This window comes from Wenjunlia tyrosinilytica (genome assembly GCF_014646055.1).
GTDB classification, from domain to species: domain Bacteria; phylum Actinomycetota; class Actinomycetes; order Streptomycetales; family Streptomycetaceae; genus Wenjunlia; species Wenjunlia tyrosinilytica.
The window spans coordinates 292,455-315,922 of sequence record NZ_BMMS01000002.1 but is presented as its reverse complement, the minus strand read 5'-3'; the positions used below and the strand labels follow the sequence as shown (position 1 = coordinate 315,922).

The 23,468-nt window shown below is 72.2% G+C and carries 24 protein-coding genes and 1 riboswitch; of the genes, 13 read left to right on the top strand and 11 right to left on the bottom strand.

Going from position 1 to position 23,468, the window contains the following annotated elements; genetic code table 11:
* Window positions 1–48: 48 nt before the first annotated feature.
* The 3 genes from IEY86_RS03610 (at window position 49) to IEY86_RS03600 (ending at window position 2,324) form a co-directional block, all read left to right on the top strand.
* Window positions 49–447 carry an ATP-binding protein gene (locus tag IEY86_RS03610; protein ID WP_229698123.1) on the top strand — a complete coding sequence of 133 codons (399 nt, stop codon included), beginning with the start codon at window positions 49–51 and terminating at the stop codon, window positions 445–447.
* 68 nt (window positions 448–515) lie between these two features.
* Entirely contained in the window at window positions 516–1,865 is a 1,350-nt protein-coding gene (locus IEY86_RS03605) for a class II 3-deoxy-7-phosphoheptulonate synthase (RefSeq protein ID WP_373286945.1), read from the top strand.
* A 147-nt stretch (window positions 1,866–2,012) separates the two neighbouring features.
* Window positions 2,013–2,324, top strand: a complete 312-nt coding sequence (locus tag IEY86_RS03600; protein WP_189129990.1) for a (2Fe-2S)-binding protein — start codon at window positions 2,013–2,015, stop codon at window positions 2,322–2,324.
* Between the two features lie 48 nt (window positions 2,325–2,372).
* On the opposite strand, the gene bfr is transcribed toward IEY86_RS03600, so the two are convergent.
* Window positions 2,373–2,852 (bottom strand): bacterioferritin, encoded by a 480-nt coding sequence (gene bfr, locus IEY86_RS03595; RefSeq protein WP_189129989.1) that lies wholly within the window; start codon window positions 2,850–2,852, stop codon window positions 2,373–2,375.
* A gap of 147 nt (window positions 2,853–2,999) precedes the next feature.
* Between bfr and IEY86_RS03590 the strand changes: the two genes are divergently transcribed.
* The gene (locus tag IEY86_RS03590; protein WP_189129988.1) at window positions 3,000–3,620 is read left to right on the top strand and encodes a sulfite oxidase-like oxidoreductase; all 621 of its coding nucleotides are present in this window, start codon (window positions 3,000–3,002) and stop codon (window positions 3,618–3,620) included.
* 69 nt (window positions 3,621–3,689) lie between these two features.
* On the opposite strand, the gene IEY86_RS03585 is transcribed toward IEY86_RS03590, so the two are convergent.
* From IEY86_RS03585 to thiO, 5 genes are all read right to left on the bottom strand, one after another.
* Entirely contained in the window at window positions 3,690–4,583 is an 894-nt protein-coding gene (locus tag IEY86_RS03585; RefSeq protein ID WP_189130068.1) for a deoxyribonuclease IV, read from the bottom strand.
* A gap of 47 nt (window positions 4,584–4,630) precedes the next feature.
* On the bottom strand, window positions 4,631–6,685 hold the full coding sequence (gene pknB / locus IEY86_RS03580; RefSeq protein WP_229698122.1) for a Stk1 family PASTA domain-containing Ser/Thr kinase: 2,055 nt from the start codon (window positions 6,683–6,685) through the stop codon (window positions 4,631–4,633).
* Window positions 6,686–6,783: 98 nt separating this feature from the next.
* Window positions 6,784–7,578, bottom strand: a complete 795-nt coding sequence (locus IEY86_RS03575; protein ID WP_189129987.1) for a thiazole synthase — start codon at window positions 7,576–7,578, stop codon at window positions 6,784–6,786.
* A gap of 5 nt (window positions 7,579–7,583) precedes the next feature.
* Window positions 7,584–7,829 (bottom strand): sulfur carrier protein ThiS, encoded by a 246-nt coding sequence (gene thiS / locus IEY86_RS03570; protein ID WP_189129986.1) that lies wholly within the window; start codon window positions 7,827–7,829, stop codon window positions 7,584–7,586.
* Window positions 7,826–9,085 (bottom strand): glycine oxidase ThiO, encoded by a 1,260-nt coding sequence (gene thiO / locus IEY86_RS03565; protein WP_189129985.1) that lies wholly within the window; start codon window positions 9,083–9,085, stop codon window positions 7,826–7,828. Before thiO ends, thiS begins: the two co-directional genes overlap by 4 nt.
* Window positions 9,054–9,166, bottom strand: a riboswitch (TPP riboswitch). It overlaps the preceding gene by 32 nt.
* Window positions 9,167–9,240: 74 nt before the next feature.
* Here thiO and IEY86_RS03560 point away from each other — a divergent pair.
* The 6 genes from IEY86_RS03560 (at window position 9,241) to IEY86_RS03535 (ending at window position 14,206) form a co-directional block, all read left to right on the top strand.
* Window positions 9,241–9,582, top strand: coding sequence for an avidin-fold protein (locus IEY86_RS03560; protein WP_189129984.1), 342 nt, complete (start codon window positions 9,241–9,243; stop codon window positions 9,580–9,582).
* A gap of 79 nt (window positions 9,583–9,661) precedes the next feature.
* Window positions 9,662–10,852 carry an NAD(P)/FAD-dependent oxidoreductase gene (locus IEY86_RS03555; protein ID WP_189129983.1) on the top strand — a complete coding sequence of 397 codons (1,191 nt, stop codon included), beginning with the start codon at window positions 9,662–9,664 and terminating at the stop codon, window positions 10,850–10,852.
* 56 nt (window positions 10,853–10,908) lie between these two features.
* Window positions 10,909–11,274, top strand: a complete 366-nt coding sequence (locus IEY86_RS03550) for an Rv2175c family DNA-binding protein (protein WP_189129982.1) — start codon at window positions 10,909–10,911, stop codon at window positions 11,272–11,274.
* Window positions 11,275–11,399: 125 nt separating this feature from the next.
* Entirely contained in the window at window positions 11,400–12,050 is a 651-nt protein-coding gene (thiE, locus tag IEY86_RS03545; protein ID WP_189129981.1) for a thiamine phosphate synthase, read from the top strand.
* Window positions 12,051–12,164: 114 nt separating this feature from the next.
* The gene (gene metF / locus IEY86_RS03540) at window positions 12,165–13,082 is read left to right on the top strand and encodes a methylenetetrahydrofolate reductase [NAD(P)H] (RefSeq protein WP_189129980.1); all 918 of its coding nucleotides are present in this window, start codon (window positions 12,165–12,167) and stop codon (window positions 13,080–13,082) included.
* 56 nt (window positions 13,083–13,138) lie between these two features.
* Window positions 13,139–14,206 (top strand): hypothetical protein, encoded by a 1,068-nt coding sequence (locus IEY86_RS03535; protein ID WP_189129979.1) that lies wholly within the window; start codon window positions 13,139–13,141, stop codon window positions 14,204–14,206.
* A gap of 110 nt (window positions 14,207–14,316) precedes the next feature.
* On the opposite strand, the gene IEY86_RS03530 is transcribed toward IEY86_RS03535, so the two are convergent.
* From IEY86_RS03530 to IEY86_RS03510, 5 genes are all read right to left on the bottom strand, one after another.
* A complete protein-coding gene (locus IEY86_RS03530; protein ID WP_189129978.1) occupies window positions 14,317–15,765 on the bottom strand; it encodes a phytoene desaturase family protein in 1,449 nt (482 codons plus the stop codon).
* A 44-nt stretch (window positions 15,766–15,809) separates the two neighbouring features.
* Window positions 15,810–16,412, bottom strand: coding sequence for a DUF4126 domain-containing protein (locus IEY86_RS03525; protein WP_189129977.1), 603 nt, complete (start codon window positions 16,410–16,412; stop codon window positions 15,810–15,812).
* 320 nt (window positions 16,413–16,732) lie between these two features.
* Entirely contained in the window at window positions 16,733–17,335 is a 603-nt protein-coding gene (locus IEY86_RS03520; protein WP_189129976.1) for a TetR/AcrR family transcriptional regulator, read from the bottom strand.
* A 29-nt stretch (window positions 17,336–17,364) separates the two neighbouring features.
* Entirely contained in the window at window positions 17,365–19,446 is a 2,082-nt protein-coding gene (locus tag IEY86_RS03515) for a YhgE/Pip domain-containing protein (RefSeq protein ID WP_189129975.1), read from the bottom strand.
* Window positions 19,418–20,356: an ABC transporter ATP-binding protein gene (locus tag IEY86_RS03510; protein ID WP_229698120.1), complete on the bottom strand. Its 939-nt coding sequence runs from the start codon at window positions 20,354–20,356 to the stop codon at window positions 19,418–19,420. The genes IEY86_RS03515 and IEY86_RS03510 overlap by 29 nt, the downstream gene beginning before the upstream one ends.
* Window positions 20,357–20,777: 421 nt before the next feature.
* On the opposite strand from IEY86_RS03510, the gene IEY86_RS03505 reads away from it, so the two are divergent.
* The 3 genes from IEY86_RS03505 (at window position 20,778) to IEY86_RS03495 (ending at window position 22,961) form a co-directional block, all read left to right on the top strand.
* Window positions 20,778–21,317, top strand: coding sequence for an SAV_6107 family HEPN domain-containing protein (locus IEY86_RS03505; protein ID WP_189129974.1), 540 nt, complete (start codon window positions 20,778–20,780; stop codon window positions 21,315–21,317).
* Window positions 21,318–21,456: 139 nt separating this feature from the next.
* Window positions 21,457–22,212 carry a methyltransferase gene (locus IEY86_RS03500; RefSeq protein WP_189129973.1) on the top strand — a complete coding sequence of 252 codons (756 nt, stop codon included), beginning with the start codon at window positions 21,457–21,459 and terminating at the stop codon, window positions 22,210–22,212.
* A gap of 347 nt (window positions 22,213–22,559) precedes the next feature.
* The gene (locus IEY86_RS03495) at window positions 22,560–22,961 is read left to right on the top strand and encodes an SCO2097 family morphological protein (RefSeq protein WP_189129972.1); all 402 of its coding nucleotides are present in this window, start codon (window positions 22,560–22,562) and stop codon (window positions 22,959–22,961) included.
* Window positions 22,962–23,468: the final 507 nt, after the last annotated feature.

Here is a 23,468-nt window from a genome sequence, read left to right as displayed (position 1 = left end):
GATTCTCCGATGTAGCAGAGCGTAGTTGGCCGATTGCACTCTTGTGGCGTGAATCCAACACCTGCCCCGCCCCAGCAGCACCACCTGACCCTCACCGCCGCTCCGCACGCCGCGCGACACGTGCGGCGCCTGGTGCGCGTCTATCTCGTGCTGTGGGACATGCCCGAGCTCACCGACGCCGTCGAGCTCGCCGCCACCGAACTGCTCGCCAATGTCTTCACCCATGTCCCGGACGGCCGCTGCACCGTCCGCTTACGCCGCCTCGACGGGGGTGTCCGCGTCGAGGTGCACGACAGCTGCGCCGAGATGCCCGTGGCGCGGCGGGCCGGGCTCATGGACGAGTCCGGGAGGGGGCTGGCCATGATCGCCGCCATCACCAGCGCCTGGGGAGTGGAGCCCGACCCGGGCGGCGGGGGCAAGTGCGTATGGTTCGAGGTCGGGGCGTGAACGGTCACCGATGTCTCATTCTTTGGGCACTGCCATGGACCGTCGCCGAGACCCCTTAGCCTGGATGCGTGACCGTGAACGCTAACCCCACAGCCGGTGGCAACACCTGGCGAGACCTTCCCGCGGCGCAGCAGCCCGAATGGCCCGACCAAGAGGCTCTGCGCGATGTGATCGCGGACCTCGAGTCGTATCCGCCGCTCGTCTTCGCCGGCGAGTGCGACCAGCTGCGCGCCCGTATGGGAGCCGTCGCCCGGGGCGAGGCGTTCCTGCTCCAGGGCGGCGACTGCGCCGAGGCGTTCGACGCCGTTTCCGCAGATCACATCCGCAACAAGCTCAAGACGCTCCTCCAGATGGGCGCCGTCCTGACGTACGCGGCCTCCGTGCCCGTCGTCAAGGTCGGCCGCATCGCCGGGCAGTACTCCAAGCCGCGCTCGAAGCCCACCGAGACGCGGGACGGAGTGACGCTGCCGACGTACCGGGGCGATTCGGTGAACGGCTTCGAGTTCACCGAGCAGGCCCGGATCCCGGATCCGCAGCGGCTCAAGCGCATGTACCACGCCTCGGCGGCGACGCTGAACCTGGTGCGCGCGTTCACCACCGGTGGATACGCGGATCTGCGGCAGGTGCACGCCTGGAACCAGGACTTCGTGAAGTCGTCCCCCTCCGGGCAGCGCTACGAGGCGCTGGCCCGCGAGATCGACCGCGCGCTGAACTTCATGCACGCGTGCGGGACGGACCCGGAGGAGTTCAAGACGGTCGAGTTCTTCTCCAGCCACGAGGCACTGGTCCTGGACTACGAGTCGGCGCTCACCCGCGTCGACTCCCGGACCGGGCAGCTGTACGACGTCTCCGGCCACATGGTGTGGATCGGTGAGCGCACCCGGCAGCTCGACGGGGCGCACATCGAGTTCGCCGCCCGGATCCGGAACCCGATCGGGGTGAAGCTCGGTCCGACGAGCACCCCGGAGGACGCGCTCACGCTGATCGAGCGGCTGGACCCGGACCGCGAGCCCGGCAGGCTGACGTTCATCACGCGCATGGGGGCGGACAAGGTCCGCGACCACCTGCCGAACCTGGTGGAGAAGGTCACCGCGTCCGGCGCCCAGGTGGCGTGGGTGTGCGACCCCATGCACGGCAACACCTTCGAGGCGGCCAGCGGGCACAAGACCCGCCGGTTCGACGATGTGCTGGACGAGGTCAAGGGCTTCTTCGAGGTCCACCACGGCCTCGGGACCCACCCGGGCGGCATCCATGTGGAGCTGACCGGCGACGATGTCACCGAGTGCGTGGGCGGCGGCGACGAGATCTTCGTCGACGACCTGCACCAGCGCTACGAGACGGCGTGCGACCCCCGGCTCAACCGCAGCCAGTCCCTGGACCTGGCGTTCCTGGTGGCGGAGATGTACCGCGGCCAGTAGGGCCTTGGGAACGGTGATGAGGCGCGGACCGTGTGGTCCGCGCCTCATTCGTTCGGCGCCAGTGGCATCGCGGGTAAGGTTAGGTTAGCCTCACCGTAGGGGCCCGATGAGGGTCCGACCTACGAGCCGCCTTTGGGGGTGTCCTGCGTGTACGTCTGCTCCTGCTTCGGGATCACCGAAGAGCAGGTTCACGCCCACAAGGACTCCGGCGCGTGCACTCCGCGGCAGATCGCGTCGGCCTGCAAGGCGGGCACCGACTGCGGCAGCTGCGTACGACGGATACAGACCCTGCTCGGTCGGCCGGTGGACTGCTCCCGCAAGCGCGGGGCCCTGTCCGAGACCCTCCTGGCCGGGATCGCGGTCCCCGCGAGCGGTGCCCCGAGGACCGTGGCCGCCGGGGCCGGTGCGGCCGCGGAGGCCGATGCTCCTGCGGCCGAGCGTCCCGCCGTCGCCGCCTGAGCCCGTCGCCGCCCGAGTCTGTCGCCGCCCGCGCGGCCGGCCGCCCGGTCAGCTCTCCGGCTGCTCGATGAGCTGCGCGATGTACAGCGCCTCTCCCAGCTTCTCCACGAGTTCCAGCTGTGTGTCCAGGTAGTCGATGTGGTGCTCCTCGTCCGCGAGGATCGCCTCGAAGATGTTCGCAGAGGTGATGTCGCCCTTGGCCCGCATCAGCTCGATACCGCGCCGCAGCCGGTCGATCGCCTCGACCTCCACCTCGCGGTCCGCGCGGAACATCTCGGTGACGGTCTGGCCGACCCTGACGTGGAAGAGGCGCTGGTAGTTCGGCAGGCCCTCCAGGAAGAGGATCCGGTCGGTCAGGATCTCCGCGTGCTTCATCTCGTCGAAGGACTCGGCACGGGTGTACTTGGCGAGCTTGGTCCAGCCGAAGTTCTCCTGCATCTTCGCGTGCAGGAAGTACTGGTTGATCGCCGTCAGCTCCGCCGTCAGCTGCTCGTTCAGGAATTCAATGACCTCGGGATCGCCCTGCATGGTGTGTGCTGCCTTCCTGGAGGATGGAACAACGCGCCGGAACAAGAACAACTCGAAAGCTGCGCCATCCTCGCACTGTCGGGGAAGCGCTTCCAGTAAGTACACGCTTAGTACGGAGCACCCCCGCGGGTCTGTCACCATGGAGTCATGGGTCAGTCCGAACACGAAGAGGGATCGGCCCAGCTGCCTCCGGGCCAGCGGCTCCAGCGCGGCTGGCCCGTACTGCACTACGGGCCGGTGCCGCGGTTCAAGCAGGACCGCTGGGAGTTCCGTGTCTTCGGGGCCACCGCCTCCGGGGACAAGCACTGCTGGAACCACGAGGAGTTCTCGGCGCTGCCGCGTACCACCGTGGTCGGCGACTTCCACTGCGTCACCCGTTTCTCCATGCCGAACGTCGAGTGGAACGGGGTCTCGACCGCCGAGATCCTGAAACTGGCGCCCCCGGCCGACGATGTCACGCATGTCATGGTGTGGGCCGAGTACGGCTTCAGCTCGAATCTGCGCATAGCCGATTTCGCCGATGCCAGGGCTCTCTTCGCCACCCATCGCGGGGGAGAGCCGCTCACCGCCGAGCACGGCTTTCCGGTGCGGCTCGTCGTGCCCCATCTCTATGCCTGGAAGGGGCCCAAATGGGTCCGCGGCGTGGAGTACATGGTCTCGGACCGGCGCGGGTTCTGGGAGGAGCGCGGCTACCACAATCTCGGGGACCCGTGGAAAGAGCAGCGCTTCTCGTACCAGGAGGAGCCGGGGGACGGGCCGGAGCTCTAGGGCTCTTCTCCCAGGGTTTCCCAAGGTTCCCACGGCCGCGGCCGCGCGTCGTCGGGCGCTGGCGCAGGGTCAGGGGCCGTCGCGCAGGGCTTTGAGGCGGGCCACATCCGCCGCGTGCTGCGCCTTGGGCCCGGGAGTCTCGATCGTCAGCGCCACCCCCTCGGTCTCGGGGTGTGTGAACAGCTCGCGGAACGGCTCGGCGCCGATGTGCCCCTCGCCGATGTTCTCGTGGCGGTCCCGGTGGGCGCCGACCGCCTCCTTGGAGTCATTGGCGTGGATCAGCCGCAGCCTTCCCGGGCCGACCGTGTCCACCAGGGCGTCCAGGGTCTGCTTCATCCCGCCGGGGCCGGCGAGGTCGTGCCCGGCGGCGAAGACATGGCAGGTGTCCAGGCAGACCCCGAGCCGGGGATGGTGGTCCAGGGCGTCGAAGTACGGTCCGAGGTCCCACACCCGCGAGCACAGCGACGAGCCCTGCCCCGCGGTCGGCTCCAGCAGGAGCCAGGGGGCGTCGTCCTCGTCGAGCTCGTCCAGCAGCGGCAGCACCAGTTCGCGCACCTGCGCCAGCGCTTTCGCGCGAGGCGCCCCGCCCGTCGCCGAGCCGGTGTGCACCACCACGCCCAGGGCCCCGATGGCCCGGCCGCGGCGCAGCGAGTGGCGGGCCGAGTCCACGGACCGTTGCGCGGTGGCCTCGGTGTGCGAGCCGAAGTTGATCAGGTAGGGGGCGTGGACGTAGGCGGGTATCGACGCGGTCAGGCAGGCCTCGCGGAACTCCTCGTCCTGTCGGGCGCTGCCCTCCGGCATGGCCCAGCCGCGAGGGTTGGCCACGAAGACCTGCACCGCCTCGGCGCCCATCTCCCGGGCGTAGGACAGGCCCACCTTCGCCAGGCCCCCGGCCACGGGAACATGACCGCCGACCGGGTTGCGCGCGGCGCCGGTCAGGGGCGCGCCCCCGGTCAGGGACATGGCGTCCGCCGGGGGCACGGCCCCGGCGCCGCTCACCGCGTCCGCCATCAACGGACCCATAGGTTGATGGTCGTCCCCTTGGGCTCCTCGGAGCCCCCGTCGGGGGACTGACGCCAGACCTTGTCGTCGCCGAACAGCGGCACGGTGTCGGTGATGTCGACCTTGAACCCGGCCTCCTCCAGCTTGCGCTGGGCCTTGTCCTTGTCCTTGCCCATCACGTCGGGGACCTCGAAGAGCTGGGGGCCCTTGGAGATCGTCACCGTGACCGTCGAGCCCATGACGGCCTGATTGCCGTCCTCCGGGGTCTGGGCGGCCACCGCGCCCTTGTCCACCTCGTCGGAGAAGACCTCCTCGGGGGCGATCTCCATCGTGAGGCCCTTGTCCTCGAGGTCGGCGCGGGCGTCGTCGAGGTCGCGGCCGACGACATCGGGCACGTCCACGGGCTCGCCCTTGCTGATCACGATCGAGACCGGGGTGTCGGGCTTCTGCGCGCTGCCGACCTCGGGGTCGGTGCTGACGACCTGGCCCTCGGGCACGGAGTCGCTGAACTCCTTGCCGAGGGTGCCCACGGTCAGCCCGGCGTCGCGGATCTCGCGCTTGGCGTCCGCCAGGGTCTCGCCCTCGACCTCGGGGACGGCGATCCGCTCGGGACCGGAGGAGAGAGCGACCTTGACGGTGGAGCCGCCGCGGACCCGTGAACCGTTGGCGGGGTCGGTGGAGATGACCCGGCCCGCCGGGATGGTCTCGCTGAACTGCTTGGTGAAACGGGCCTCGAGGCCAGCCTTGTCCAGGTGTTTTTGGGCCTGTGCCTGCGTCATCCGCAGCACGCTGGGGGTGGTGGTGTACCTGCCCTCGCCGATGAACCAGGCGACCGCGCCGACCGTGAGCGCCACCGCGAGCACGGTGATCAGGCCGATCAGCCCCCGCCGCTCGCGGAAGCGGGAGCGGGGCGGGGGGCCGCTCATCGTGTGGGCGGCGGGCTCGGCCCTGCGGCCGACGAGCTCGGGCGGCAGCTGGAGCCGCGAGGTGCGGTTCAGCGGCTCCTGGGAGAAGGCGGCGGCAGCGGTGCCGGGGGCCTGCGCCGGGGAGGCGACGGGCCGGGGGATAAGGGTCGTACGGTCCTCGTCACCGGCGGCCCCGGAGCGCACGGAACCGGCCGCTGCGGCACCGGTGGCCGCGGCGTCGTCGAGCGGGGCCGCGGGCGCGGCCGCGTCCAGCTGCTCGTCGGTGAGCGCCCGGCGGGTGGCCTGGAGGAAGGCCAGCAGTTCGATCGCGTCCCCCGGACGGCGCTGGGCGTCGCGTGCGCTCGCCCTGGCGACGAGCTGGTCCAGCTCGGGGGCGAGGCCCGGGTGGGCCTTCGACGGCGCGGTGATGTCCTCGTTGAGGTGCTTGTAGATCACCTGCATCGGGGTGCCGCCCTCGTGGGGCTTGCTGCCGGTGAGCATCTCGTACAGCAGGACACCGCAGGCGTACACGTCGGAGCGGGCGTCGACCGTGCCGTGCTCGATCTGCTCGGGAGCGAGGTAGGAGACCGTGCCGAGGACCGAACCCATCGTGGTGCTGGTGGTGTTGGTGTCCACCGCCCGAACGAGGCCGAAGTCGGCGACCTTGACCCGCCCGTCGTTGCCGATCAGGACGTTCTCGGGCTTGACGTCCCGGTGGACCAGGCCCGAGCGGTGGGCGGCGCCGAGCGCGGCCAGGACCGGCTCCAGGATGTCGAGCGCGGCCCGCGGCTGGAGCGCCCCGCGCTCGCGCAGGACGTCGCGCAGGGTGCATCCGGCGACGTACTCCATCGCCAGGAAGACATAGGTGCCGTCGGTGCCCTGGTCGTAGACGCCGACCACATTGGGGTGGTCCAGGCGGGCGACGGCCTTCGCCTCGCGGATGAAGCGGTCCACGAACCCGGGGTCCGAGGCGAGTCCCGGGTGCATGACCTTGAGCGCCAGCAGGCGGTCCAGACGCGTGTCGACGGCCCGGTAGACCGTGGCCATGCCGCCGACGGCGACGCGCCCCTCGACCCGGTAGCGCCCGTCGAGCGTCCGCCCGATGATCGGGTCTCCCTGACCGAAGGCGGGGGAAGGGTCCTTCACGGTCGTATCCACGCATTGGAGTGTACGAGCCGTGAATGTCCCAGCAGCCGGTATGTGACCGTCCTGGTGCGCCGCGCCGCCATCTGTTGAGGAACCGTGACTTCCCGGAATCAGAACGCCGGACGCTCGGGGTCGAGGTGGGCGACACCTTCGACCGGTGAGGACGCCTCGGCGTAGTGGCGGCGGGGGATCCGCCCCGCACGGCGGGCCAGCCGCCCGGCCTCCACGGCCTTGCGCATGGCCTCGGCCATCAGCGCGGGCTCCCGCGCCCGGGTCACCGCCGAGGCGAGCATGACCGCCTCGCAGCCGAGTTCCATCGCGAAGGCGGCGTCCGAGGCGGTGCCCGCTCCGGCGTCCAGGATCACGGGGACGTTCGCCTGCTCCACGATGAGCTGGAAGTTGTGCGGATTGCGGATGCCGAGCCCGGAGCCTATGGGGGAGCCCAGCGGCATGATCGCGGCGCAGCCGACGTCCTCGAGCTTGCGGGCGAGCACCGGGTCGTCATTGGTGTAGGGCAGCACGACGAAGCCGTCGTCCACGAGGGTCTCGGCGGCGTCGAGGAGTTCGACGGGGTCGGGCAGCAGGGTGCGCTCGTCGGCGACGACCTCGACCTTGACCCAGTCGGTGCCCAGGGCCTCCCGGGCCAGCCGAGCGGTGAGCACCGCCTCGCCGGCGGTGAAACAACCCGCGGTGTTGGGAAGGACCCGGATGCCATGGCGCTGGAGCACTCCGAGGACCGAGCCCTTCACCGTCGGGTCGACCCTGCGCATCGCCACGGTGGTCAGTTCGGTGCCGGAGGCCAGCAGCGCGTGCTCCAGCACGTCCAGGCTGGGCGACCCTCCGGTGCCCATGATCAGACGGGAGCCGAACGAGGTGTCGGCTATGACGAGGGGATCGTCGGCCATGTCGGTCAGCCTCCCTGCACCGCGGTGAGCACCTCGACGCGGTCGCCGTCGCCGAGCACGGTGGTCTCCCACTGGCCCCGGGGGACCACGGCCTCGTTGAGCGCGGCTGCGACCCCGCAGGAGGCGGTGGTCAGATCGGCGACGAGGGCGGCGAGGGAGAGTCCGGGGGGGACGAGACGGGGCTCGCCGTTGACGCTGACGCGGACCGGGCCCTCCTGGGGGCCTCGCCGCGTGGGGACCGTCGAGGTCACGAGGCCACCTCCTGGAGTTCTCGTGCGGTGAGTTCTCGTGCGGTGAGTTCTCTTGCCGTGGCTTCGGGCGCGGTCTGCGGCGCGGTGCGCCGCGCCGCGCCGAAGCGCTGCGGGGCGAACGGCAGGGCCTGCTCGGGCACGGTGCCGGTCGCCAGGATCTCGGCCATGAGGTCTCCGGTGACGGCGGTGAGCAGGATGCCGTTGCGGTAGTGGCCGGTGGCCAGCACCAGGCCGGGCAGGTCGGTGGGGCCGATCAGCGGGGCGTTGTCGGGGGAGCCGGGGCGCAGGCCCGCGCAGGTCTCCACGAGCGGCAGTTCGGTGATCCCGGGCACCAGCTCATGGGCGTCGCGCAGCAGCTCGTAGACGCCCCCGGCGGTCACGGTGGTGTCGTCGCCCATCTCCTCGGAAGTGGCGCCGACGACCAGTTCCCCGTTCTCGCGGGGCACCAGGTAGACATGGCCGCCGCGGACGACCGCCCGCACGGTGCGGGACAGGAACGGGGCGTGGGCGCGGGGGACGCGCAGCCGCAGCACCTGGCCCTTGACCGGGCGGACCGGCGGGACGACGTCCTCGGGCAGCCCCTCCAGCCGGTCGCTGCGGCTGCCGGCCGCGAGCACGATCTGGTCGGCGGCCAGCACCCGGCCGTCGTCGAGGACGACCGCCCTCGCACGGCCGTCGGCGACCCTGATCTCCCGGGCGGCCACCAGATGGCGGCGCACCCCGGCGTGCAGGCACGCCTGGAGCAGGGCGGCGACGAGGCGCCGGGGGTCCACCTGGTGGTCGCCGTCGACCCGCAGCCCGCCGCGCACCCCGGGGGCGAGCATCGGCTCGAGGCGGCGGCACTCACGGCCGGTCAGCCAGGACGCCTCCAGGCCCATCGAGGTCTGGAACGTGTGGAGTTCGCGAAGCTGCGCGCGGTCGTCGGCGTCGAGGGCCACCGCGAGCGTGCCGCAGCGCCGGTAGCCGCAGTCCATGCCGGAGGCGTCCTCCAGCTCGGCGACGAACGACGGATAGCGGGCGCTGGAGGCGAGGTTGAGACGCAGCAGCGTCTGCTCGCCGTACTGGAGCTCGGTGACCGCCGCGAGCATCCCGGCGGCGACCTGTGCCGCCCCGCGCCCCGGCTCGGGATCGAGGACCTCGACCCGCAGCCCCTTGAGCGCGGCCCGCCAAGCGGTGACCAGTCCGATGACACCGCCGCCGACGACGATCACGTCGGATGGCTGTCGCACGGGAACATCCCCTCCCTTCGCCGGCATGACCCGGATCAGGTTCGTACGGTCAGGGGCCGTCCAGCCCCACTCTCAGCCCGGTGCGTCCGGACTCCCGCGTGTGTCTTACCCTGCCCACCCTAGTACGTGTGCGAAGTGCACGTATCGCCCCCCTGTTTCGGCACCTGCCCGGGAGACGACCCTTGACCTCCTCGCTCGACGGACTGCTCTTCGCCCCCGCGGCCGACCCCGAGGGCGGTGAGGTCGGCACCTCCACCCGGTTCGCCTACCACGAGCGCGACGGCCGGATCTGGGCGGAGTACTCGGGCGGGGCGATCGAGCGCGGCCACCTCGTGGGCACACGGGACGGCGACCGGCTCGACTTCCGGTATGTGCAGCTGAGGCGCGATGGAGGCACCTCCGGCGGCCACTGCGTGAGCACGGTCGTCACGCTCCCCGGCGGAAGGCTCCGGCTGGAGGAGACCTGGGAGTGGGAGTCGCAGGAGGGCAGCGGCACGAGCGTGGTGGAACAGATTGACGGCTGACATCCCGTCAGGATGTAGTGCGAGAGATCATGGAGGGCAGGGGATCCACTGGGGATCCGGTTCCGATGAGGGAGCGCACATGCAGCGGGTCGTCGTGGTCGGGGCCGGGATGGCCGGGGTGCAGACGGCGGTGAGCCTGCGCGACGAGGGCTTCTCCGGGCGGGTGACCGTGGTCGGCGAGGAGCCGCACCCCCCGTACGACCGGCCGCCCCTGTCCAAGGCGCTCCTGCTCGGGACGGTGGAGAGCTCGGCGTTCGACATCGACTTCGACGCCCTGGACGTCGAACTCCTGCTGGGCAGGCGAGCCGTCGAGGTCCGTCCGGACGAGCGGGTCCTGCTCACCGACGCCGGCCCCGTCGGCTACGACCGGCTGGTGCTCGCCACGGGAGCGGAACCCGTGGCCCTGCCCGGCAGCGAGGGCGTCGCCGGGGTGTACCTGCTGCGCACGCTGGACGACGCGGTCGCCCTGCGGCCGGTCCTGGAGCACCACGAGCGGGTCGTGGTGGTCGGCGCCGGATGGATCGGGGCCGAGTTCGCGACGGTCGCGCGGCAGTCCGGCTGCGAGGTCACCGTCGTCGAGGCGGCGCGGCAGCCGCTCGGCGGGGCGCTGCCCGACGAGGTCACCGAGCCCATGCGCGCCTGGTACGCCGCCGCCGGGGTGACGCTGCTGACCGGCACCGCCGTGGACCGGGTCGAGCCGGGCGCGGTCCACCTGCCGAACGGGGACCGGCTCGCCGCCGACGCGGTCGTGATCGGCATCGGGGCGCGGCCCGCCACCGGCTGGCTCGCCGGATCCGGAATCGAGCTCGGCCCCGACCGGGCCGTGGTCGCCGACGACCGGCTGCGCACCTCGGCCGAGGACGTCTTCGCGGTCGGCGACTGCGCCTCGTTCCCCTCCGCCCGCTACGGCACCCGGCTGCTGGTGCACCACTGGGACAACGCGGTGCACGGGCCCAAGGCCGTCGCGGCGAATGTGCTGGGGGGCGATGTCGCCTACGACCCGGTGCCGTACTTCTGGTCCGAGCAGTTCGACCGCTTCGTCCAGTACGCCGGGCACCACGAGGGGGCCGACGAGATGGTCCGGCGGGGCGACCCGGCCGAGAGCGCGTGGTCGGTGTGCTGGCTGCACGGCGGCAGGCTCGTCGCCCTTCTGGCGGTGGGCAGGCCCCGCGACCTGGCCCAGGGGCGCAAGATGATCGAAAGGGGCGCCGCACTGGACCGGGCGCGGGTGGCGGACCCCTCCGTTCCGCTGAAGTCCGCGCTGTCCTAGGGCGTGGTCCCCGAACGAGGTACCCGGAAGGCTCGCCGGGATGGCAGGCTTGTCCTGTGACCGAGATCGACGTTAATACCGACACACTCGTAGGCTCCTGGCTGACCCTCCCGGACGTCGCGGAGCGGCTGGGAGTGGAGGTGACCCGGGTACGGCAGATGGTGAAGGAAGGCCAGCTCATCGCCGTGCGCCGGGGCGAGAACCGCACCCTTCAGGTCCCCGAGGAGTTCATCGGCGAAGGCAAGATCGTCAAGGGGCTCGTGGGAACCCTGACCGTGCTGAAGGACGACGGGTTCAGCGACAGCGAGGCCCTGGAGTGGCTGTTCACCCCGGACCCGTCGCTGCCCGGCACCCCCGCCCGGGCGCTGGCCGAGAACCGCGGCACCGAGGTCAAGCGGCGCGCCCAGGCGCTGGCCCTGTGACGGCTGCGGCCGCCGCGACCCGGCGGCCGCGACGACCGGCGGCCGCGATGCCCCCGCAGCCGCGATGACCGGCGGCCGCGATGCCCCCGCGACCGTGATGACCCACCCTCTCTAGGAGTGCATGTATGCCCGTGCCGCGCGACCGCCTCGCAGACGCCCGTCTGTACCTGTGCACGGACGCCCGCAAGCGGCAGGGGGACCTGCCCGAGTTCCTGGACGCGGTACTGGCGGCGGGGGTGGACATCGTGCAGCTGCGGGACAAGGGAATGGAGGCCCGCGAAGAGCTCGAGCACCTCGAGGTCTTCGCGGACGCCGCCCGCCGGCACGGCCGCCTTCTGGCGGTCAACGACCGCGCGGACGTCGCCCACGCCATCGAGAGCGACGTCCTCCACCTCGGGCAGGGCGACCTTCCGGTGCCCGCCGCTCGCGCCATCCTCGGCGACGGCGTCCTGATCGGGCGCTCCACGCACTCCGAGTCCGAGGTGGACGCGGCCGTCGCCGAGGCGGGAGCGGACTACTTCTGCGTCGGCCCGGTGTGGCCGACCCCGACCAAGCCGGGGCGGCACGCGCCGGGCCTCGGCCTCGTCCGGTACACCGCCGCCCTGGGGACGAGGCGCCCCTGGTTCGCCATCGGGGGCATCGACGCCGGAAACCTCGACGAGGTGCTCGACGCCGGTGCCGAGCGGGTGGTCGTCGTCCGGGCGATCACCGGGGCCGACGACCCGGCGGAGGCCGCGGCGCTGTTCGCCAAGCGGCTGCGCGCCGCACAGGGCTGACCGGCGCAATTTCATGAGTGGTCCACCAGGCGAGACCGAGTGTTCCACGAGCTGAAATTGTCCACTTCGTGAGAGGTCGTGCGTTTGTCACGTTGTGTGGTTAGCCTGACCCCCATGGCACTCGGCACTCCCTCGACCCGGCCCGATCACGCGGCCACCATCCGTGAACTCCTCGCTTCCGGAGAGAGCTCGTATTCGTTCGAGTTCTTTCCCCCGAAGACCGACAAGGGTGAGCGGAACCTGTGGAATGCCATTCGCCGGATCGAGGCTGTCCGCCCGACCTTCGTCTCCGTGACCTACGGAGCCGGTGGCTCGTCCCGTGAGCGGACCGTCCGGATGACCGAGCGGATCGCCTCCGACACCACGCTGACCCCCGTGGCGCACCTGACGGCCGTGGAGCACTCGGTGGCGGAGCTGCGCAACATCATCGGGCAGTACGCCGACGCCGGGATCAGGAACATGCTCGCCCTGCGCGGCGACCCGCCCGGTGACCCGCAGGGCGAGTGGGTCAGGCATCCCCAGGGTGTCGAGTACGCCATCGACCTCGTGCGGCTGATCAAGGAGTCCGGCGACTTCTGCGTGGGCGTCGCCGCCTTCCCGGAGCGGCACCCGAGGTCCGCCGACTGGGACACCGAGATCAAGCATTTCGTCGCCAAGTGCGCGGCGGGCGCCGACTACGCGGTGACCCAGATGTTCTTCCATGTCGAGGACTACCTCCGGCTGCGCGACCGGGTCGCCGCGGCCGGGTGCGAGACGCCGGTGATCCCTGAGATCATGCCGGTGACGAATGTGCGCCAGATCGAACGCTTCGCGCAGTTGAGCAACGCCGCCTTCCCCTCCGACCTGGCAGAACGCCTCCACGCGGTCGAGGAGGACCCGGCGGCGGTACGCGCGGTCGGCGTGGAGTACGCCACAAAGATGTCGGAGAGACTGCTCGCGGAGGGCGCACCGGGGCTGCACTTCATTACCCTGAATCATTCGACGGCGACGTTGGAGATCTACCAGAACCTCGGGCTGCACCAGAGGAGCTGAGCCTCCAGCGGCGGGCAAAGGCCGCAAACGCTCCAAACGACAAGGAATGTGCGCCCATGGGTTATACGGTGCTCTACATCGCGTTCGGGGTGGTCGCGCTGTGGCTGCTGGGCGAGGTGCTCATGCAGTACAAGGCGCGGCTGCGGTGGAGGCTGCTGGCGTTCGCCGGGTTCATGGGCGTGGTCGCGGGAGTGGCCATGCGCAGCATCGCCGTCATCTCGCTCGGCGCCATAGCGTTCGCCATCGGGCAGACCTTCGTGACGATGTCCTACCGCCGTGGCTACGCGGCCGGATGGGCGCTCGTCGGCCGCCCCGGCATGAGCCGCCGGGGCCAGGGCGGGGGAGCGGCCGAGCAGCGCCCGGTGCCGACTCTGTCCGTCTCCCCGATCGAGCCGGCCGGGAGCGGGAGCGACGCCCGCGACAGCGCCCCGCCGGTCTACCAGCCCGAGGCGATCGGCGACGACACCGGGGAGTACGCCGCCTACACCACCTCGTCCGCCTATGTGCCCGACCCGTCCCTCGGGCACGACCCGTCGGCCGGTGGGCCGTACGACGGCGCCGGATACGGCTACGGCGGCGGCTACGGCCAGAACGCCTACGACACCCGCTCCTACGCCCCCAACGCCGCGAATACGTACGGGGGTTACGGCGCGGGGTACGGCGGCACCGCCGACTACCAGGCGGCCGCGTACGACAGCGCCGCGGCGGCGTACGGCTCGGGCGCGTACGGCACCGGCGGCACCTCGGACACCGGCTCCTACGGCACCGTGAACCCGGACAACGGCTACGGGACGGGCTCGCAGGGCGGCGCCTCCTACGGCGGCCCGGCGGACAACTCGGCCTATGACCCCTCGGGGGGCTACGGCGCCCAGGAGTACGGCGCCCAGGGGTACGGCGCGGGTTCCTACGACACCACGGCCTACGGGTACGGCGACCAGGGCGGCTGGAACGCCGACCCGCTGACGTACCAGCCGCCGCAGGGCCAAGGCGGCGGCCAGGGCGACCCGTACGACCCCTACGGCACCCCGCCCGGCGGCGTCTGGGTGCCGCAGCAGCAGACCGAGGAGCCCTATCCGCCGGCGCCCGCGGCCGACCCGAGCGGGTACGACCAGCACCGGTACTGAGGTCTCGTTGGTCTCGTTCGCTCGGGGGTCTCGTTCGCTCGGGGTCGCCGGGCCCCTCGGAGCGCCGGTCCTGCCGGGTGCGCGTCGCCTTGGGCCCGCGTGCGGCCGGCTCAGGTGCCGATGAGCTCGGCGACCAGCGCGCCCGACATCCCCGCGTGCGGCAGCCCGCCGCCCGGATGCGCCCAACCGCCCACGAAGTGGAGCCCTTCCGTGCTTCCGCGGTTGCCCGCGGCGAGCCAGCCGCCCCCCTGCCCGGCCAGCGCCGGACCCGGGACGCGGCCCTCGGGGGCGCCCGTCTGCGCCGCTGTGTCGGCGGGGGTGCGGACCTCGCGCCACAGCACCCTCTCCGCGAGATCCGGAACGGCCGACCCCGCCGCCTCCACCAGCCGGTCGGCGTAGGAGTCGGCGACGCCCGGCACCGCCCAGTCCACTCCCCGGGTCCGCACCGTGGCGGTCACGGTGATGGCCTCATGGCCGTCGTCGGGGCACAGCGCGAGGTCGTCGGGGCGCAGCACCTGGAGGGTCGGGCGGGCGGAGACCACCGGATCCTCCCCGAACAGCGCGTCGAGTTCCTCGGTCCGCTCCAGGGCGTGCACCACCGTGCGGTGGACGGTCCCCGGCGGGCGGGCACCTTGTGCGGCGATCAGGACGGTGCACCGGCCGGTGGCGGTGTGCTGCGCCGACTCCCGCCGGTCCAGGCCGGGAACGGGCGCTCCGGCCACCACGTGGTCCGCCTCGATCCGGGATCCGTCGGCCAGCCCGACGCCGGTCACACGGCTGCCGTCGCCCAGCAGGGACGTCACCTCCGCCCCGAACAGGAATTCCACCTTGCGCTCCTCGCACCGCTGGAACACCGCGTCCGCGAGCGAGCGCATCCCGCCGCCGATGTACCAGGTGCCGAAGGTCGCCTCCATGTACGGCAGCACGACCAGGCTCGCGGGGGCGGTACGCGGGTCGTAGCCGTAGCGCAGCGCGTACTCCTCCAGCATCGCCACCAGGGCGGGGTGCTTGAGCTCGCGGCGGGCCACGCCGGTGAGCGTGGCGCTGCGGCGGCGCAGCCAGGGGCGCTTGAGCGGAACGTAGGGGTCGTGGGCCAGAGCGGAGGGATCGGCCCCCTCCAGCGGCTCCTCGAGCAGGGGGCGGCGGGTGGCCTCCCAGACCCCGCGCGCCCGGTTGAGCAGGTCCGTCCACCGCTCACCGCTGCCCGCGCCCAGCGCCTCGTCCAGCGAGGAGACGACGCCCGCGCGTGAGGCATTGGGGAGGGTGAACTCCGTACCGTCGGCGAAGACATGGCGCACGGCGGGATCGACCTCGCGCAGGTCGACGCTGTCCTCGAGGGTCTCCTTGCCGGTCTTGATGAACAGGTCGCGGTAGACGGCGGGGAGGTTGAGCAGACCGGGGCCGGTGTCGAAGGAGAATCCGTCCCGCTCGTGGCGGCCGACCGCGCCGCCGTGGGTCCGGGACCGCTCGCAGACCGTCACCCGGTGCCCGGTGGTCGCGAGCCGGGCGGCCGCCGCGAGAGCGCCCATCCCCGAGCCGATCACCACAATTCGTGCCATAAGTCATGACTCTATCGGCTCGGTGGCCGGTCCCGGGAATGGGGCTACGCGCTCTGGTGGGCCATCGCCTTCTGGAGGCGGCGCTCGCGCCGGCGCCGTAGGAACTGCCTGATCTTCTTCGCCATGAAGAAGATCGTCAGGATCCCGAGCAGCAGCATCAGCCCCGCGATGACGGCCGCGGCGACCGGATGGAACACGGCGAAGATGACGATGCCCGCGACGCCGAAGTCCTCGGCGAGGCTGACCACGATATTGCTCGCGGGCTCGGGCGAGGTGTTGACCGCCATCCGCGTTCCGGCCTTGACCAGATGGCTGGCCAGGGCCGTACCACCACCCACCGCGCCCGCGGCGAGCTGGCCGACCGAACCGTCGTGCCCGCTCAGGAGCATGGCGACCACGGCACCGGAGACCGGCCGGACGACGGTGTGCACCGCGTCCCACATCGTGTCCACATAGGGGATCTTGTCGGCGACGGCCTCCACGCAGAAGAGCAGGCCGGCGGCGACGAGCACGTCCATGCGCTGGAGCGCGCCCGGGACGTCGTCGGTCACCCCGATCCGGCCGAGCAGACCGAGCAGGAACACCACGGCGTAGGCATTGATCCCGCTCGCCCAGCCGCTGGTGAATATCAGGGGTAGAACCGACACTCCTCGTCCTCCGTCTCGCCTCGCGCCGGGCGTCTCGCCCTCGCGCTGGGCGCTGATGCTAGCGGAGGGGACGGGATCGCGGCCCCGCGTTCGTACGCAGCCCTGAGCAGGGGTACTCAGGCGGTGAGTTGAGTACCCGAGCGGATGGGGTGCCACCTGCGGGAACGGCACAGTGGTGGACACGGGGAGAGCAACGGACCGCCGACACGGGGCGGCGGAACGGTGCTTGGCCGTTGGATGGGCCCAACGGGGGAATGGATGGGGCCGGACCGGTCGCACGACCGGTCCGGCCCCCCTCGCTCGATGCTCTCCGGCCTTTGTCAGCCGCTGGCGACCCGGCCCTGGAGCAGCCGGGACAGAGCCGCGTGAACGTCGTCGATGCTGCGCTCGGGCTGGAACGCCTGCCAGTCCAGCGCCGCCACCAGCACCATCCCGAACAGCGCCGACGCCGTGAGCGGGATGTCCAGCTCCTCGCTCAGCTCACCCGCGTCCACGGCGTCCTTCAGGACCGTGGCGACCACCGTCACCGCGTCCTGGCGGACCATCAGCAAGGTCGACTGCCAGGCCCTGTTGGTGCGCCACAGCTCGGCGACGAACAGCTGGGTGAAGGCGGGGTAGCGGGCGATGAAGTCCAGCCCGGCGCGGATCATGGCGTCCAGCGCGTCCACATGGCGGCCGGAGGTCTTGACCCCCGCCTCGGCGGCCTCGCGCAGCGACCGCGTCAGCAGTCCCACCCCGTGCCTCAGCAGTTCCTCGAACAGCTCCGTCTTGCTCGCGAAGTTGTAGTAGACGGTGCCCTTGGCCACCCCCGCCCGCTCGGCGATCTCGTCGACGGTGGTGGAGGAGAAGCCCTGCTCGGCGATGAGCGTGACGGCCGCTTCGTAGAGCTTCTGCCGGGTGGCCTGACGACGTGCGCTGTTCATGGGGGTGATTCTCCCCGCTTCCCGGACGATCACAGCGACAGCTCCGGGTGCAGCCTGCTCATGCTCCACACCTGCTTTCGCCGCGCCGCCCACGTCGTGGCCGCCAGGGAGGCCAGGCCGAACGCGGCGAGCACCGCGCAGGCCCGCCAGACCGGGCCGGTCCCGCCCCCGCTGATCAGGTGACGCAGTCCGTCGACCACGTAGCTCATCGGGAGGAACGGGTGGACGGCGTTGAAGAAGCGGGGGCTGGTCTGCACCGGGTAGGTACCGCCCGCGGAGGTCAGCTGGAGCATCAGCAGGGCGAGGGCCAGCAGCCGCCCGGCCGCGCCGAACTGCGCGTTGAGCCACTGCATGATCGCGGCGAAGCTCGCCACGGTCAGCGCCAGGAAGCCGATCGTGCCCGCCGCCCTGACCATGTCGAGGCCGACCGCCCAGTGCAGTACGGCCAGCAGCGCCCCGGCTTGGAGGACCCCCACGGCCGCGACGGGCAGCCAGCCGGCGACCGCGATCCGCCAGCTCCGGGCGCCCGCGGCCAGGGCGCGGTCGCTGAGCGGCCGCATCAGCATGTAGCCGACCATGGTGCCCACCCACAGGGCGAGCGGGATGAAGTAGGGAGCGAATCCGGTGCCGTAGTTGGGGGCCCGGTTGAGGTGCTTGTTGGCCAGCTGGACCGGGTCGCTCATGACCGAGGCGCGGTGGTCGCGCTCGCTGCCGCTGTAGTCCGGGATCTTCTTCGCCCCGTCGTGCAGCCCGGTGGCGAGGTGGCCGGCGCCGTCCGAGAGCTTGTAGAGGCCGTTGACGAGGGTGTCGCTGCCGTCCGCGAGGTCGCCGATGCCGTCGTGCAGCTTCTTCGCGCCCTGGTGGGCGGTGCCGGTACTGGCCGCCACCGTGTCGGCGCCGTCGGCGAGGTCGTGGACCCCGTTGTTGAGGTCGTTGACCTTCCTGACCGCGTTGTCGAGCGTGGAGAGCAGATGCGGGGCGGTGTCGGCGATCTGCGTGGCGAGGTCGTGGACCCGGTCGAGGTCCTTGGACAGGGCTTCGAGAGCGGGCTTGTTCTTCTGGACCGCCGAGTCGACGTCGGCGGCCACCCCGGCCACGTCCCGCGCCGCCTTGACCGCCCGCTTCAGCTGCGGGCAGGCAGGGCCCGCGGTGCCGCCGGGGCACTGGTCGGCGTAGACGGCCTCGAGGTCGTCCGCCGCCTTGCGGGCGTCCGCGGCGGCCTTGCTGGTGGTGGCGGGGAGCTTGCCCAGGTCGTCCTTGATGACCTTGGAACCCTTGGCGACGAGCCGGGCGGCCTTCTCGATCTCGTCGGCGTGGTCGCGCACGAAGGGGCGGTAGGTGTCGGAGGCCTTGTTGACCTTGTCCGCGAGCTGCTGAGTGCCCGAGGCGGCGGTGTGCGCGCCCCTGGCGAGGTCACGGGTGCCCCTGCCGAGCCGCCCGAGTCCGTCGGCGAGGTCACCGCTGCCCTTCTCGGCCGTGGACAGGCCGTCGGAGAGGCGGGAGGCGCCGTCGTGGAGCTTGCCCGCGCCCTGCTCGAGGTCGTCCGCGCCCTTGCCCGCCTTCTCGGTCTTGTCGTGGAGGTCGGAGAAGGACACGAAGATCTTGTCGTAGAAGCCGCGGGAGGCCTTGGTGGACGCGGCGGTGCGGACCTCGGAGAAGACGGTGCGGGAGATCTGGCCGACGATGTAGTTGTTGGCGTCGTTGGTCCTCACCCGCAGGGCGCCGGTCTCCGGGTGGTCGCCCGAGCTGGAGCCGACGCGGGAGCTGAAGTCCCGGGGGATGGTCAGGGAGAGGTAGTACGTGCCGTTCTCGACTCCCTCGGCGGCCTCGTCGGCGTCCACCACCTGCCAGTCGAAGGACTTGCTCCTGCGGAGCCCGTGGGTGATGTCGTCGCCCGCGTTGAGCTTCTTGCCGCCGACGGTGGCCCCCCGGTCGGCGTTGACCAGCGCCACCGGCACCCGGTCGAGCCGGCCGTACGGGTCCCAGAACGACCACAGGTACAGCGCTCCGTAGAGCAGCGGCAGGATCATCAGGGCCGCCATCGCCGCCCGGGGCAGCCTGCCCCGGCCGAACCTCCTCAGCTCAAGGCCGGCCAGCCTGAACGAGCGCATCGGCGGCTTCCTCCTTCTCCGTGTCGTCGGTGTCGTCGGTGCCGTGGGGGTGGCCGGGGCGGCCGGGGGTGTGGGGCGGTTCGAGGCGGACGGTCACGGCGCCGTTGTCCTCCGGGCCCCTCGGGCCTTCGGGGCCTTGCGGGACCTCCGGGGCCTGCGAGCAGGTGGCGACGGCGGTCGTCCCGGCGGCGGCGACCGCGCGCAGCATCCGCCAGGCCTCGGCGCGCTCCCCGGAGCCGAGGCCGCGGTCGGCGTCGTCCACGCAGAGCAGACGGGGGCGGCCGATCAGCGCCATGGCCGTGCCCAGGCGCAGCACCTGGAGGGCGGACAGCTGCCGGACGTGGGTGTCGAGGCCGCGGGGAAGGTCCTCGGCGCGCAGCCCGGCGAGTTCGAGCGCCTCGTGGGTGCGGCGCTCCTCGTCGGCGGCGCGGCGGCCCCGGCGGGGGCGGAAGAGGTCGGGCAGGGCGCCGTCGAACCGCCGCAGCAGCAGCACGCGTTCGTGGATGTGCTCGGCGGCGGTCAGAGCCGGGTCGAGGTCGTTGACCCCCTCGACCGGCCCGAGGGCGGTGAACCGCCGTACGGCCGCCATGTGCTGGGGCAGCGGCAGACCGTCCACGAGCAGCTTGCCCGAGGTGGGCCGCATACGGCCGGCGAGCGTGAGCAGGAGACAGGTACGGCCGGAGCCCGATGGCCCCTCGATGGCGACCAGGCTGCCGGGCCCGGCCTCGAACCGCACATCCCCGTACACCGGGCCGCGCGGCCCCCGCATGCGCAGGCCGTCCACCGAGAGGGCGGCGCCCTCGCGGGTGGGGGCCGGGGGGACGGAAGCGATCGTCGGGGTCCCGGGTGTCGGGGCCGGGGTGGCCGGGGGCTTCTCCGGGGTGGCCGGGGTCTCCGGGGTGCTGTCCACCGGTTCCTCTCCTGTTGGCCGCGAGTGATTGAACTGACCGGTCAGTATAAAAACGGGGCCCGGGTGTTTGGCAAACGGGGGCCGGGTTCCTGGGGAAGCAGGGAAGGGGCGGCGGCCGGGGGCGGGCGATCGGCGCCTCCGAGGGGGAGTTGGGGGTGCGCCAAGGGTGCGCAGAGGGTGCGTCGACGGCGGGGCCGGGCGATTCCCCGGCCCCGCGGGAGGAGTCGGGGCGCGGCCTGCCGGCCGAAGTCCTGCCCGACGAGCCTTGATCGAACAGGTGTTTACAGTGTTTCCGCAGGTCAGGGCGGATTGTCAGTGGTGTGCCCCACTATGTCGGTGAACGGCCTCCGACCGGCCCGGTCGGGGGACTTCGAGTCGCCGACCAGCGCGTCGGCGCGAGGAAGATGGAGGAGGCTGCCCCATGGCCCTGTCCGCAGCAGCCCGCCGCGCCGCGGGCCTCACCAACGGCCCCGCCGCTGACGTCCACCCGGTACTCCGCAAGGCCACCGCACCGCCCGCCGCCCTCGACCTGCTGGCGCAGGCGCACCGAGGGCTCGAGGAAGCGGCCGCCCTTTCCACGCCGAACGAGCGCTACTCCACCGCCCACCTCGCCGCGCTGCGCACCGCCGCGGCCGTCCTCGCCGTGCGCGGCCGCCCGGAGACGAGCGAGCGGCGCAGGAAGCGGATCCGCAGTGCCTGGGAGGTGCTGCCCGAGGCCGCCCCGGAGCTGGCCGAGTGGAGCGCCCTGTTCGCGGCCGGCGCGGTCCGGCGGGCGCGGGCCGAGGCCGGTATCGAGGGGGCGGCGAGCGCCAGGGACGCGGACGACCTGATCCGCGCCGCGGGGATGTTCCTGCGGCTCGTCGAGCGCCTGCTGGTGCTCCAGCCCCCGCTGCCCGCCCAGCCCGGGCCGGTGGAGGGGGACCCGCCGCGGGAGGAGGAGCGCATACCGCGGGCGGGATGATCGCCGGGGGAGCGCGTACCGCGGGCGGGATGATCGCCGGGGGAGGGGAGGACGGGGTGCCCGACGCTCTAAGGTGGAGCCCGTTCCGCCCTGTCGGCGCACCGCCGTCGATCCACCACCGCACGAGGAGCCACCCGCCGTGTCCGACCCGCTGCGTCCCCGTGCCTCCCTGCGTACCGCCGTGGTCTGGGATGTGCTGCGCGACGCCCTGACCCGGCAGACCAAGACCACGGGCCGTGAGGTGCTCGACGTGCTCGACACCGGCGGCGGCACGGGCAACTTCGCGGTGCCCGTCGCCCGCCTCGGTCACCGCGTCACCGTCGTGGACCCCAGCCCCGACGCCCTGTTCGCCCTCGAGCGCAGGGCGGCGGAGGCCGGGGTCACCGAGCTGGTCCGGGGTGTGCAGGGCGACACCCATGGCCTGCTGGACGTGGTCGAGCGCGACGCGCACGACGTGGTGCTGTGCCACGGCGTCCTGGAGTACGTGGACGACCCCGCGGAGGCCGTCGGCAATGTCGTGGGGGCGCTGCGCTCCACCGGCACGCTCAGCCTGCTCGCGGCCAACCGCAACGGGGCGGTGCTCGCCCGCGCCATCGCGGGTCACTTCACCGAGGCCCAGCATGCCCTGACCGACCTCGACGGCCGCTGGGGCGAGGCCGACCCGATGCCCCGCCGGTTCACCGCCGAGGGCCTCACCGAGCTGCTCGTCTCGGCGGGGCTCGTCGTGGGAGCCGTGCACGGGGTGCGGGTCTTCGCCGACCTGGTGCCGGGCGTCCTGGTGGACACCGAGCCCGGAGCTCTCGACGCGCTGCTGCGCCTGGAGTCGGCCGCGGCGGAACTGGCGGCATTCCACTCGTTCGCGACTCAACTGCACGTCCTCGCTTCCCGCGCGTGAGTCCTGCGTCACCTCGAGCCACAAGGAACCGCCTTCAGCCACCCGTTCACGCCGTCCGGACCGTATGATCTGGTAAAGCACTACGGCATGAGGAGCCGACGGACGGGGAATGCACCTCTCGACATCGAGAGAATCGACTTCGGGGCGGTGCTCTCCACACGGGGAGGCATGCCGGGTTCGGCACCGGAGGACGATCGGTCCACCGAGGGGACAGTGTCCCTTGAGGGAACGGGGGTACTCCAGTGAGTAGCTGTGCGCAGTGGGGCGGGTTTCATGACGGCGATTCCCTGCCTATCCTTGAAGGGGTCGCACCGGTCGCCCCCGCGACCGACGAGTAGGAGGACTCCGTGCCGCTCTCGGAGCACGAGCAGCGACTGCTCGAGCAGATGGAGCGAGCGCTGTACGCCGAAGATCCCAAGTTCGCGACAGCGCTTGAGGGAAGCGGGCTGCGCACGTACACCCGGCGACGGGTTTACCAGGCGGTCGCGGGCTTCTTGGTGGGTATCGCGCTCCTGATGGCCGGGATGGTGGGCCAGGTCTGGTGGGTCAGCGTTGTCGGGTTCCTGGTGATGCTGGGCTGCGCCTCGCTCGCGGTGACCGGATGGCGGCGCGCGCCCAAGCCGGGCGAACAGCCGCAGGCCCAAGGGACACCCGGCAGGCGCTCCGGCCGTACCCGCCGCCGAGGCCGGGTCATGGACCGCATCGAAGACCGCTGGCAGCGCCGCCGCGACGAACAACAGGGCGGCTAGTCGGCCGCCGCGCAAAGCACGCCGTTACGTGAACGCCGACCCCCGTCCCCGAGCCCGCTCGGGGACGGGGGTCGGCGTGTTCGGGGTGGGGCGCCGTCGGCGCACCGACCGGCCCGGCGACCGCTGCACGGCGCTCTCCCGCGCCCGGTGGGCTCGGGGCTGAGACACGGAGTGCGGCCCGCCGGCGCCCCGTCGCACCCTGGCAGATCCCCGCGCCCTGCGGGGCGGCCGTGCCTGGCCTGCCCGCAGCGGCGGGCCGGGCGCCGCTCCCGCGAACAGACAGCCCCAACTGCCGAGCGGCGCCCGCCGTCTCCGGCAGCGCGGCGCCGTGGGCACAGGGCCCGCAGCGCGGCGCCATGGGCACAGGGCCCGGTGAGCCGGGAACCGCCGTGCCTCGGTGTGCGCGGACCGCCGCCTGTGAACGGGCCGACCCGGCCGGGGCCCTCGGCGCCGACCGGGGGAGCCGACGACCTCCCCGTAGCACCACCGCGCCCGCGGTGGCCAGGA